Source organism: uncultured Microbacterium sp., from assembly GCF_963528945.1.
Taxonomy (GTDB): Bacteria; Actinomycetota; Actinomycetes; order Actinomycetales; family Microbacteriaceae; genus Microbacterium.
Map to the genome: position 1 here is coordinate 373,409 of NZ_CAURWX010000003.1, position 12,297 is coordinate 385,705.

The following is a 12,297-nucleotide window of genomic DNA, read 5'->3' on the forward strand; positions in this document are numbered from 1 at the left end:
GCGCTTCACTTGCCGCGCGAGGCGAGGCGCTTGCGCAGACGGCGCACGGCCCGACCGGCGGTGTCGCGCACGCCGCCACCGGGGTACTCGCGCTGCAGCATGACCGCGCCGTCATCGTCGAGCACGAGCCGGCAGCGGCGACCGGCCAGCAGCGGCGAGCGGCCCACGGCTTCGAGCACCGAGGCATCCGCCGTGAGGGGCGTGTCGAACGACCACCCGGCCCGGCGCACCTGCACGGTCAGTCGCACGGCCGACGCCGTGCTCTCGGCGTCGAACACCCGCAGCGGGTCGATCGAGACCCGCACGGGCGCGAGGTCGCGGGCGGGCTGCTCGGCCAGGCGACGCCGCGCGGGCCCGCCGTCGTCCTGCGCCGACAGCACCACACGGTCGGCATCGAGGTCGCGCGTGGCGTCGAGCACCGCGGGGCCGAGGTCGACGAACGCCTCCGGGGCGCGCCACACCCGGCGGGAGGAGTCGTCCGGCGACGGGCCGAAGACGAGAGCATCCTCGCCGTCGCGCGTCAGGAGCGTGCGGATCGTGAGCTGCAGACCACCGCCGCGGGTCCACGTCGCGCGCGTGAGTTCGGCGCGACAGGTCGTCTCGACCTCGTGACGGGCGAGAGTCAGCAGGTCGTCGCGGCGTCCCGCACGCAGCAGCGCCACCCGCACCCGGTTCGGGAAGGCGAGCCCGGCGTCGACCCCCGGGCCGAACCGGCGTTCGACGAGCGGGGTGACGACGTCGAGCAGCCGCTGACGGTACTCGTCGGGGTACCGGGCCATCTGCCGGGCGGAGAGCCGCTTGAGGATCTTCCCGCGCAGCCAGTGCCGCAGCAGCCGGTCGCGCAGCTTCCCCGGTTCGGTGTGCGCCTCGACGAGATCGAGCACAGCCTCCAGGTGCGGGAAGTAGCTCTCGGGGTCGATGCGCGCCGAGCTCGCGCTCCCCTCGCGCTTCACCCAGCCGTAGCAGGGCACGCTCGCGAGGATCGAGATCGTCTGCGCGGCGAAGTACGCCTCCATCACGAACAGGTGGTCTTCGAGGCGCACCCGACCGGCGGGGAAACGGATGCCGTTCTCGCGCAGGAACTCCGTGCGGAACATCTTGTGCGGCGTCAGCATTTCGAGCAGCGGATGCTTTCCGAGTTTCGCCCGCGGCACGTTGCGCGCGAAGATCGCCTTCGGCAGGTCGCGCCCGATGCCGACCTCGCGGCCGACGATGACGTCGGACCCGTGGCGGTCGGCGTAGTCGCACAGGCTCTGCAGCGCCTTCGGGAAGAGCCGATCGTCTTGGTCGACGAAGTGCAGGTACGTGCCCTCGGCGGTGTCGATGCCGTGATTGCGCGGGGTCCCGGGCCATCCGGAGTGCGGCAGGTTGGTCACGCGGACGTTCGGATGCTCCGCCGCGATGCGCGTCAGCTGCTGCCGGGTGGCCTCGTCGGAGCCGTCGTCGCAGAGCAGCACCTCGAAGTCGGACGCCGGCATCGTCTGCGCGGCGAGCGAGGCGATGAGCTCGTCGAGCGGTTCCCCCGGGTTGTAGACGGGTACGACCACACTCACACGAACAGGCATCCAGAGCTCCTCAGCACGAAAGGACCGAGTGTTCCGGCCCCGAGGTCAGGGGTCAAGCCCCTGGCCCCTCCGTCCCCGCTGACGTAACGTCGCGGGCCAACGGAAGGAGAAGCACATGAGCGATCCCCAGAACCCCCAGGGTACGCCCGGCACCGACGAGGAAGCCGACACGGCCTCGGGTGGCGCGCCCGAGGAGCCCGATCACTCCGAGGACGGCACGGAGGACGCGTCTTCCTGACGCCCGCCGCCGCACGACCCGTGAGGGGTCAGAACACGCCGCGCGCCCCCGGGCGCATACGGCGTGTCCTGACCCCTCACGCGTGAGTGGGCTGCTCAGTCCTCGTGCAGGGCGAGTCGACGACGCCGGGCGACCATCACGCCTCCCGCGGCGAGCAGCACCAGGGCCGCCGCGAGCGACCAGCCCAGGGCCAGGCCCGTGGTCGCGAGGTCGTCTCCATCGCCGGCGCCCGAGCCGTCACCCGCGCTACCCGCGCCTCCGCCCGAACCCGCGCCGCCCGAGCCTCCGCCCGCGCCGCCATCACCGCCGCCGGGGTTCTCACCCGGATCGGTCGGCACTGCGGCGACCTCGCCGGCGAAGGCGCGCGTTGATGCCTCGCCCACGCCGTTGTCGGCGGTGATCGTGAACGCGTACTCCCCGGCCGCGGTCGGCGCACCGCCGAACACGCCCGTCGCCGAGTCGAGCGTCACCCCGTCGGGCAGGGCACCCGCGGTCACGGCGTACGCCGGTGTCGGAGTTCCCTCGGCCGTCACCGCGGCGTCGACCGCCCGCCCGACGACGAGATCGCCGAGCTCACCCGTGATCGCACCCGGCGCCGCATCGTCGACCGCTCCCGGCGCGAGGGCGCGCAACGCCCGCAGACCGGGGTCGCCCGCCATCCACCGCGTCGACAGGGCGACGTACCGCGCGGTCTGGTCGACCGCGACCGCGCCGTGCGTCTCGCCGGCCTCCAGCGTGCCGACGTCGCGGAACGTCACGCCGTCGTCGCTGACCGACACCGTGGCGGCGGGAGCATCCGCTCCGTCCCACAGCGTCATCACCGTGCCGATGTCGCGGGCAGCGCCCAGGTCGGCGACCATCCGCCCGTCGGGGCCAGGCGTCCACGAGGTGGCGTCGTCGCCGTCGACCGCGGCGGCCGGCGACGTCATGCCCTCCGGCAGAACGGATGCCGGGAACGTGAGCGTGCTCAGCGCGAGGTCGGCGACCGGGAACGGCGTCGCGCCACGGAAGGTCGCCGCCCCTGCCACGACCATCCCCCCGACGGGCACCGCGCGGGTCTCGTCGGTCTCGACGTTGGTGACGTCGATCGTCGTGACGGATGCTGCGGCGCGCGCCGCGCCGTCGCTCGGCACCGCGTGCACCGTGCGGGCGTCGAGCACAGAGACCGTCGCCCCGGCGGCGCGAGCCGCCTCGGTCGACACGGTCGCGCGCGGGGCGAACACCGCTGCCGAACCGGCGGGCACCGTGACGGTCAGCGTCGAGGCATCCGCCCCCAGCACCTGGTCGCCGTCGAACAGCGACACCGTGTCGCCCGCGTACGGAACGGTGACCGTCGTCGTCACGTCGGCACCGCTGAGGTTGAACGCCGCGAGGTAGCCGTCGAGCGAGCTGACGAGCAGGCCGTCGGCCGTCGGTTGCGCCACCGCGTCCTGCGCAGCCGTCGCCGCCGCGTCGCCGGGCACCATCGCGACGAGGAAGGGGTCGGCGCCGCCGCCGAGCCGCACGGCGTTGATGCCCGGCTTCTCGGTCGACACGGTGATGGGCGCCTGCCCGCCGCGCACGACGTAACCCGCGGTTCCCTCGACGTTGATCCACGAGCCGTCGGTGGTCGTCACCTGGTCGCCGGTGTAGCGGAAGTGCGCGGCATCCTGCCAGGTCTGACCGTCGGCCGACACCTGGATGCGGTACTCGCGACCGGCCGAGGCCTCCCACCCGAGCTGCACCTGGGCGATCGCGGTGGGCGCGCCCAGGTCGACCTGGATCCACGAGTCGGCACGAGTGCGGTCGGCGCGCGACACCGCCCAGCGCGAGGCCGGATCGTTGTCGGTCACGGTCGACGGCGCACGTCCGGTGTCGGAGCTCGACGCGGTGGCCGGCTTGCCCGCCGCGGCATCCACTCCGGCAGCCGTCAACGCACGCATCGTGTAGAGCGAGTACCCGTAGGCCGGGTCGCCCTGCACTCCCTGCATGCGCACGAAACGCGCCTCGACCGGCGACGGGGCCGCGGCGCCCAGAGGCGTGAGCGCGACCGTGTCGAGGCGGGCGACGTTCGCGTCGACGCCGCCGGAGTACGCGGTCTGCGTCGTCCAGGTCTGCCCGTCGAGCGAGGTCTGCACGAGGTAGCGCTCACCGGCGCTCGCCTCCCACGCGAGGCGCACCGCGCTCACGCGCTTCTCGGCACCGAGGTCGACCTGCACCCACGAGTCGGCGCGCGTGCGGTCCCCGACGGCGACGGCCCAGCGGGTCGTCGGGCTGGTGTCGGTGACGGCGGATGCCGGACGCGTCGGCTCCTCGCTCGATGCGGTCGCGGTGCGCCCGCGGGCGAGGTCGGTGGTCGCCTCGGCATCCGCACCGTACGCGTGCAGCGAGTACAGCGAGTAGCCGTAGCGCGCATTGCCCTGCTGCCCCTGGATGCGCACGAACCGCGCCGTCGTCGCGTCGAACGCGAGGTCGTCGATGCGTGCGGCGCTCGCGTCGGCCGGATCGGCCGGGATGACGACGGGAAGCGTGTCGGTGGCCGAGCCCTCCGCCGTCGTGTACGTGCGTGTGCCGTCGAGGCCGTTGTACCCGCCCATGTCGAGGTTGCGCACCGAGACCGTGCCGTCCTGCCAGCCGGCGCCGGTCGACGCGTAGATCGCCGCCCCCGTCGGCAGGGTCACCTGGCCGGCGTACTCCTGCCCGAGACGAAACACCGACGACGTGCCCTCGAAGCCGTCGCGCGGCGCGGTGTAGGTCTGCGTGCGGCGGTCGTCGACGGTCGCGGCCGTGTTCGGGTACAGGTACGGCGTCGCCCCCGACAGAGCGAACAGCCACGAGTCGTGTCCGGGCACCCACGGGAACTTCACGAACCCCTTCTTGCTCGCGGCGGCCGCCCAGGCATCCGCCGTCTGCTGCACGACGAGGCCGGGGCCCGCACCGAAGTCGCGCACGCCCGCGAGCCGCGCGAAGAACTCGTCCTGCGGGGTGGGGGCGACCGGGCCCTCCTCCGACTCGGCCGCGGCGACGTGCAGCAGGTACGAGATCGCGATCTCGGCCCGCGCCTCGGGCTCGTACTTCGGCTCACCCGAGAACTTCGCGAGGCGGTCGACGGGAGCGTACGACTGGTACGCCTCGAGCGACTCGGCCATGTTCGCCTCGGCGCGCACCGCATCAGGGTCGCGCAGCACCTGGCCGAGGAACGCCATCGGGATCACGTCGCGCCCGTACAGGTACTCTCGGTCGTTGACCATCGGCATGAACGGCTCGCCCTGGTTCGACATGACCATCTGGATGACGTTCCAGAGTTCGGCCGAGTTCGGCTGGTGCCGCAGGTACTCGGGCACCGGCTGGTCGTTCAGCAGGAACTGGATCGCGTTGCGGCCGCCGGAGCGCCAGATGTCGGACTGGTAGTGCGGTCCGAACGACCCGTGGTTCTCGACGAGGTAGGTGTCGTAGATCGTCTGCAGCGTGTTCGTCGATACCGGCTTGCCGGCGACGATCGCGGGGTTGTTGCGGTCGGCGGTCGGCTGCCCCGCGGCGTTGCGCGCCCAGTCGCCGAGCTGCTCGTTCCAGCGCGCGGCGTCGGCGTGATCCGGCGCCCAGGCGAGTCCGGGGGCGAGGGCCTGCGTGTAGACGCCCGCCTCCTCCTGCGCGGTGTCGCCCTCGTACTTGCCGGTGGGCCAGTCGGCGGTCCACGAGCCCGAGAGCGGGTCGTTGCCGTAGTTCAGATCGGAGGTGTAGGCCGACTGCCCGACGGCGATCGTCTCGAGGTTCTTCTGCGTCGTGGCGTCGAGGTCATCCCACAGCACGCGGCCCGCGTCGAGGAAGTACGACTGGAACGTCGAGTCCCAGAAGAGGCGCTTGCCCCACGTGCCGTTCGGGTCGACGAAGCGGTTCTTCGCGGCGTAGTAGCGGATCGTGTCGATCGTGCGCTGCTTCAGCTGCTCCTTCGGGATTCCGGTGACCGTGGCGTCGTACTCGCCGTGCGTGACGATCACGGCGTTGCCGAGCACCACGGCGAAGTTGAAGTCCTTGAACTGGTAGGCGCCGATCGCCGGATCCCACACCGTGTTCACCCAGCGCGTGTGGCGCAGCAGCGCGGCGTAGTAGTCGGCGGCGATGTCGTCGGGGGCGCCATAGGCCGCGGCCTTCACGATCGGGGCGGCGTTCGCGGGGGCGGCCGGTGCGAGGGCGGCGAGCGGCGCGGCGAGGGTCGCGGCGAGGGCGAGGGCGGCGGTGCGCCGGAGCATCCGCGCGAGGGGGTGCGCTCGGCGTGCGGTGCCGTCGGGAGTGGCCGACGCGATGCGATCGCGCGACTTGGACGGGGCGGTGCGCGGACGGCGGAGGCCGGAGCGGGCCATGGGTGTCTCCTCGGGTGAGAGTCTCGGGAACTCTGGGGATGCTCCGGCATCGGGCCTGTCGGGGACACACGACATGACAACGCTGTCAGAACGGTTCGCTCAGCGTATCCCGGGCGCGCTGAGGCGTCAAGAACCGGTTTACCCCGCGCCGCCCCGCGCGCGCGTTCCCGTCGCACGAACGGCTCCTTCCCTCAGCTCCCGTCGCACGAATGGTCGTTCTCAGCCCTCATACCGACCACTCGCGCGACCGGAAGGGCGGCCGCGCCCGGAGGCGGGGCGCGCGAGCGATACAGACCGTGAGGCGTTCGCTGCTCGGACGGATGCTTCGCCCGCTCGCCCGCCTGTCGCTGTTCTTCCAGCTCGCCCAGATCAGCAGCGGGTTGAGTCGCGCGTTCCGCTGACCCGGAGTGAGGGGTGCGTGGGCGGCGCCTGCGTGAGAGGTCAACACACGCCGTATCGGCCGGCCCGGATGCGACCATTCTCGACCCCTCGGGCAGGAAGGGGCACGGGGAAGCGCGCGGGTCAGCGGGTGGGGAGGGCGGGCACCGCGTCGATCAACGAGCGGGTGTACGGATGCTCGGGCGCACGGAGCACCCGCGATGTCGGGCCCTGTTCGCGAACCTCGCCGTTCTGCAGCACCACGACCTCGTCGCATACCTTCTGGATCACGCCGAGGTCGTGCGAGATGAAGAGGTATGCCACGCCGGTCTCGCGTTGCAGCCGCGCGATGAGGTCGAGGATCTGCTTCTGCACCGCGACGTCGAGCGCCGACACCGGTTCGTCGAGCATCACCACGGCGGGTTCGACCGCGAGCGCCCGGGCGATGCCGAGCCGCTGCCGCTGACCGCCCGAGAGCGACGAGGGCCGCCGGTCGGCGAACGACGCGGGCAGGCCGACCCGCTCCAGCCACTCCGCCACGCGCGCACCGCGCCCCGTGCGCGAGAGGGACGGATGCCGCAGCCCCACCGCTTCGTCGAGCAGACGACCGGCGGTCCACCGGGGGTCGAACGACGCCCCCGGGTCTTGATAGACGAACTGCACGTCACGGGGGTCGTCGCTCGCGCGGCGCACGGTGCCGGCATCCGCGCTCTCGAACCCGGCGAGGATGCGGGCGATCGTCGTCTTGCCCGACCCCGACTCGCCCACCACGCCAAGAGACCGGCCCCGGCGCACCGCGACCGACACGCCCCGCACCGCCACCCGCTCGCCGCCGCCCGCGAGCCGGAACGCCTTGACCACGCCGTCCGCCGCGAGCACCACGTCGCCGCTGTGTTCGCCCACCGCCCCTGCATCCGCATCCGCCCCCCTCCCCTGCACAACGTCGGAGGAGGCATCCGCCCCCGCATCCACCCCACTCCCCCGCACAACTTCGGAGTCGCCATCCGACACGCCGGGTGACGGATGCTCGACCCCGGCGTGTCCGTCCACCACTCCGAAGCTGTGCGAGGGCGGGGCCGGGGTAGGAGCCGCAGCAGAGGCAGGGGCAGGGGCCACCTCCGGGCCACCCCCCACCTCGAAGCGCGGAGCGGCGTCGATCAGGGAACGGGTGTACGGATGCTCGGGCGCCGACAGCACAACCTCCGTCTCGCCCGCTTCGACCACCGCTCCGCCCTGCAGCACGACGACGCGGTCGGCGAGCTGCGACACCACGGCGAGGTCGTGGCTGATGAGCAGCAGCGCGATGCCCTGCGCCTTCAGCTCGGCGAACAGCGCGAGGATCTGCTTCTGCACCGACACGTCGAGCGCGGTCGTGGGCTCGTCGGCGATGAGCACCGCGGGGTCTCCGGCGAGCGCGGTGGCGATGAGCGCACGCTGCCGCTGACCTCCCGAGAGCTGCGCGGGGCGCTCGTCGATGCGGGTCTCGGGGTCGGGCACGTGCGTGCGCCGCAGCAGCTCGAGCGCGCGTTCGCGCCCCGCCCGGCCGCCCGGTCCACCGGTCGCCCGGATCGCCTCGCGCACCTCGGCCCCCACCGTGCGGAGGGGATCGAGCGACGACAGCGCATCCTGCAGAATGTAGCCGATCCGTCGCCCGCGGATGCTCCGCCACCGTCGCTCGGTGAACCGCCGCGCGTCGGCGCCGTCGATCTCGAGTGCCGACGCCTCCACGCGCGATCCCGTGCCGACGAGGCCCAGCAGGCTGCGCGCGCTCACCGATTTGCCCGACCCGGACTCTCCCACGAGCGCCACACACTCGCCGGCGGCGAGCTCGAACCCGACGCCCTCGACGACCGCGCGGCCCGCGAACGACACCCGGAGGCCCTCGACCCTGATCAGCGCGGTCATCCTCGTCCCTCCAGACGTGCCTGCAGCCGTCGCCCGAGCACGGTCGTGCTGATGACGAACAGGGTGATGGCGAGCCCCGGGAAGACGGCGGCCCACCACCCGAGCGTCAGGAAGTTGCGGGCGTTCGAGAGCATCGATCCCCACTCTGGCGTGGGCGGAGGGCTGCCGAGCCCGAGGAACGACAACGCGGCACCGGCGAGCGTCGCCCCGCCGAGACCGATCGTCGCGATCACGACGACGGGGCGCACCGCGTTCGGCAGCACGTGCCGAGCGAGCACGCGGGTGCGCGAGAGGCCCATGCCCCGCGACGCCTCGATGTACGTCGACGACCGCACGCGGAGCGCCTCGCCGCGCACCACGCGCACGTAATAGGGGATGCCCGCGATGCCGATAGCCAGGGTCGCCGTCGCTAGCCCGCCGCCGAAGAGGGCGAGGATGAGGATGGCGAGCACGAGCTCGGGGAACGCCGCCCCGATGTCGGTGAGTCGCAGCGTCACCGTGGAGACGGCCCGGTTCGACAGGCCCGCGATCAGCCCGAACACCGTGCCGAACACCAGCGAGATCAGCACCGCGCCGAAGCCCAGCACGAGCGAGCTGCGCGCCCCGAAGACGATGCGGGCGTACACGTCGCGTCCGATCTCATCGGTGCCGAGCGGATGCCCCGCCGACGGCGCCGAAAGGATCAGGGCCCGGTCGGCGGCGAGCGGATCCTGCGCGGTGAGCAGCTGCGGCCACACGGCCGCGACGACGAACAGCACGAGCACGAGGGCGCACAGCACGGTGCCGAGGTCGGCGGCGAGCCGCGTCCACCGTCGCCGGGGCCCGAGCGTGCGGGCGGTGACGGCTTCGGCGACGACTCCGGCGCTCATCGGGAGACCTCCGGGGAATCGACGGCGGATGCTTCCGAGACGGACGCTTCCGAGGCGGATGCTTCCGAGGCGGATGCTTCCAAGGCGGATGCTTCCGGCATCGGAGCAGCGGCGGACGCATTCGAGGCACCGGACACGGACGCGGACGCGTCCGCAGCCAGGGCGGCGGCGGACGCCCTGGCCGGGGCGGCACCGGGCGCAGACGCGGATGCGTCGGCCGGAGCATCCGGCTCCCCGGCGATGCCGGCGGCGACGACGTCGCCCGCGGTCGGCACGCGCTCGGCCTCGCGGACCCGCGGATCGACCAGCCCGTACGACAGGTCGACGAGCGTGTTGACGAGGATGAAGACGGCGGTGGCGACGAGCACCACGCCGATCACGACCGGGATGTCCTGCGCGGCGACCGAGTCGACCAGCAGCCGGCCGAGTCCCGGGCGGCTGAACAGGGTCTCGGTGATCGCGGCTCCGCCGAGGAGCGCGCCGAACGAGAACCCCAGCATCGTGAGATACGGCACTGCGGCATGCCGCAGCGCGTGACCCACGGTGACCGCGAGCGACCCGAGGCCGCGGGCGCGGGCCGAGAGGATGAACGGCTGCTCCAGCGCGTCATCGAGCGACTGCCGCAGCACCTGCAGCAGCAGCGCCGCCGTCGGGAGCGCGAGGGTGAGGGCGGGGAGCACGAGCGAGCGCAGGTCGCCGCTGTCGAGGATCGGCAGTGCCCGCAACCACACGGCGAACACGAGCATCAGCACGAAGCCCAGCCAGAACACCGGGGTCGACGCGAGCACCAGCTCGATGCCCGACGAGATCGCACTCGGCAAGCGACGGCCGGCGGTCAGCACACCACCCACGAGCGAGATCACGACCGCGAGCACGATCGCGGCGAGCGCGAGGGCCACCGTGGGTCCGGCCTGGGCGGCGAGCAGCGGCGCGACCGGCTGCTCCTGCACGTACGACATGCCCAGGTCGCCGCGCACGAGGCGGCCCAGGTAGAGGAGGTACTGCACGATCAGCGGTTCGTCGAGGTGGTACTCGGCCCGCACGACGGCGAGCACCTCCGGGCTGATGTCGACCTGTTGCTGCCCCGCCCCCAGAATGGCGAACGCCGGGTCGACCGGCACGAGCCGCAGCGCGAAGAACGTGAGGGTCGCCGCCCCCCATAGGGTGACGAGGCTCACGCCGAGACGGCGCAGCACCCTCCAGACGGCGAGGCTCATGACGTTCTCCTGCGGGTGGGGCGGGGCGGGGCGGCACAACTTCGGAGTTCCGGGGTCACACGCCGGGCCGATTGCGGTTCGGCCCGGCGTGTCCGGTCAGGACTCCGAAGTTGTGCCGGCGCCGGGGCGGGGGGTCAGTTCTTGTAGGTGTCGAAGAGGTAGGGCTGGGGCCAGGCGTGGTCCCAGGTCACCCCGTGCACGGTCGGCTGCCACGCCACGACCCGCGCCCGCGAGTACAGCGGGATCGACGGGGCGAGCGAGGGCAGCAGCTCCTGCGCCTGACCGTAGAAGTCGGCGCGCGCGGCCGGGTCGGCGCTGGCGCGAGCCTGAGCCAGGATGCCGTCGAGCTCGGCATCCGCCAGGAACGACGCGTTCGAACCGATCGTCGAGCCGTCGGAGACGTTGTCCCCGCCGTACAGACGCCAGAGCTGCATGCCTGTCGCCTCCGACTGGAACGACGGCATGATGCCGTACTCGCCGCTGTAGAGGCGCTGCGAGAAGTCGGCCGCCGGCACCGGCTGCAGCACCAGCTCGAACCCGAGCTCCTTCGCATCGATCTGCACCTGCTCCAGCGTGCGCTGTGCGAGCTGGTCGTTGTCGGCGTAGGGCACCGTCGTGGTCAGGCGCTCCCCGCCCTGGGTGCGGTAGCCCTCGGCATCCGTCCCGGTCCACCCGGCCTCGTCGAGCAGGGCTCCGGCGGCATCCGCGTCGAACTCGATGGTGTTCTCGAGATCCTTCTTGAAGTCGGGCGTCGACGACGCCAGGTACTCCTGCACCGGGTAGGCGCCGAACGTGGCGCTCTCGACGATGGCCTCGCGATCGATGCCGGTGAGCAGCGCCTGCCGCACGCGAACGTCGTCGAACGGCGCCGTGCGCGTGTTGAGGTGCAGCGAGAACCCGACGCCGGGCAGCAGGGCCTCGTCCGACTCGAAGCGTTCGTCGGCCTTCGCCTCGTCGGCGTACTCGGGGGCGATGTAGTCGACGATGTCGGCCTCACCCGTGAGCAGCGCGTTGTAACGCGTCTGGTCTTCGGGCAGGAACCGGTACGTGATCTTATCGAGGTAGGCGGCACCCTCGTGAGTGCCCTCCGGCCCCCAGTCGTAGTCGTCGTTGCGGACGTAGCTGAGGCTCTGCCCCTTGACCCACTCGTCGAACACGAACGGACCGGTGCCCACCACGGTCGAGGCGAGCGACTCGGGGTCGTCCTGCAACTGCACCGGCGAGACGATGCCGAAGTACGGTGCGGCGATGAGCGTGAGGAACGTCGACTCCGGCTGCTCGAGCGTGATCCGCACGGTGTACTCGTCGAGCACCTCGGCGACCGGGCCGAGCTTCGCCACCGAACCGGTGGACTTGTTCGCCGGGTCGGCGACGTAGTCGAAGTTCGCCTTCACGGCCTCGGCGTCGAACGGGGTGCCGTCGTGGAAGGTGACGTCGTCGCGCAGCGTGAAGGTGTACACGCGGGCGTCGTCCGACACCTCCCAGTCGGTGGCGAGCCAGGTGCCGTACGTGCCGTCGCCGTTGTCCCAGACGAGCGAGTCGACGACCGGGCTGAGCACGTGCGCGCCGCCGACCTGGTCGACGAGCGGGTTGAGCTGCGGAGGCTCCGACCGCACCGCGACGACGAGATCGCCACCCTCGACCGGTTCGCCGCTGTCGCCCGATTCGGCGGGGGCCGCAGCGGCGCAGGCGGTCAGGGTCAGAGCGGTGACGACGGCAGCGGCGAGTGCGGCGGCGAGGCGGCGGGGGTGTCCAACGGATGCCACGGGGGGTCCTCTCGGTCGG

7 protein-coding genes are annotated in these 12,297 nt (G+C 72.3%); 1 reads left to right on the forward strand and 6 read right to left on the reverse strand.

What is annotated here, in order from left to right; genetic code table 11:
* Positions 1-5: 5 nt before the first annotated feature.
* Entirely contained in the window at positions 6-1,565 is a 1,560-nt protein-coding gene (locus tag RWS82_RS11725) for a glycosyltransferase family 2 protein (RefSeq protein WP_314650341.1), read from the reverse strand.
* A gap of 115 nt (positions 1,566-1,680) precedes the next feature.
* Between RWS82_RS11725 and RWS82_RS11730 the strand changes: the two genes are divergently transcribed.
* On the forward strand, positions 1,681-1,803 hold the full coding sequence (locus RWS82_RS11730; RefSeq protein ID WP_314650343.1) for a hypothetical protein: 123 nt from the start codon (positions 1,681-1,683) through the stop codon (positions 1,801-1,803).
* Positions 1,804-1,898: 95 nt separating this feature from the next.
* Here the strand turns inward: RWS82_RS11730 and RWS82_RS11735 are convergent, their stop codons facing one another.
* The 5 genes from RWS82_RS11735 to RWS82_RS11755 all read right to left on the reverse strand — a co-directional run bounded on the left by RWS82_RS11735 (position 1,899) and on the right by RWS82_RS11755 (position 12,278).
* Positions 1,899-6,143, reverse strand: a complete 4,245-nt coding sequence (locus tag RWS82_RS11735) for a discoidin domain-containing protein (RefSeq protein WP_314650345.1) — start codon at positions 6,141-6,143, stop codon at positions 1,899-1,901.
* Positions 6,144-6,665: 522 nt separating this feature from the next.
* Positions 6,666-8,426: an ABC transporter ATP-binding protein gene (locus RWS82_RS11740; protein ID WP_314650348.1), complete on the reverse strand. Its 1,761-nt coding sequence runs from the start codon at positions 8,424-8,426 to the stop codon at positions 6,666-6,668.
* The gene (locus tag RWS82_RS11745; RefSeq protein WP_314650350.1) at positions 8,423-9,295 is read right to left on the reverse strand and encodes an ABC transporter permease; all 873 of its coding nucleotides are present in this window, start codon (positions 9,293-9,295) and stop codon (positions 8,423-8,425) included. The genes RWS82_RS11740 and RWS82_RS11745 overlap by 4 nt, the downstream gene beginning before the upstream one ends.
* Positions 9,292-10,512, reverse strand: coding sequence for an ABC transporter permease (locus RWS82_RS11750; RefSeq protein ID WP_314650352.1), 1,221 nt, complete (start codon positions 10,510-10,512; stop codon positions 9,292-9,294). The genes RWS82_RS11745 and RWS82_RS11750 overlap by 4 nt, the downstream gene beginning before the upstream one ends.
* 134 nt (positions 10,513-10,646) lie before the next feature.
* Positions 10,647-12,278 carry an ABC transporter substrate-binding protein gene (locus tag RWS82_RS11755; RefSeq protein ID WP_314650354.1) on the reverse strand — a complete coding sequence of 544 codons (1,632 nt, stop codon included), beginning with the start codon at positions 12,276-12,278 and terminating at the stop codon, positions 10,647-10,649.
* Positions 12,279-12,297: the final 19 nt, after the last annotated feature.

What these genes read in the sequence shown, in the direction of transcription:
- RWS82_RS11745 (WP_314650350.1), bottom strand. Translation starts at nt 9,295, where the DNA reads ATGAGCGCCGGAGTCGTCGCCGAAGCCGTCACCGCCCGCACGCTCGGG.
- RWS82_RS11750 (WP_314650352.1), bottom strand. Translation starts at nt 10,512, where the DNA reads ATGAGCCTCGCCGTCTGGAGGGTGCTGCGCCGTCTCGGCGTGAGCCTC.
- RWS82_RS11740 (WP_314650348.1), bottom strand. Translation starts at nt 8,426, where the DNA reads ATGACCGCGCTGATCAGGGTCGAGGGCCTCCGGGTGTCGTTCGCGGGC.
- RWS82_RS11725 (WP_314650341.1), bottom strand. Translation starts at nt 1,565, where the DNA reads ATGCCTGTTCGTGTGAGTGTGGTCGTACCCGTCTACAACCCGGGGGAA.
- RWS82_RS11730 (WP_314650343.1), top strand. Translation starts at nt 1,681, where the DNA reads ATGAGCGATCCCCAGAACCCCCAGGGTACGCCCGGCACCGACGAGGAA.
- RWS82_RS11735 (WP_314650345.1), bottom strand. Translation starts at nt 6,143, where the DNA reads ATGGCCCGCTCCGGCCTCCGCCGTCCGCGCACCGCCCCGTCCAAGTCG.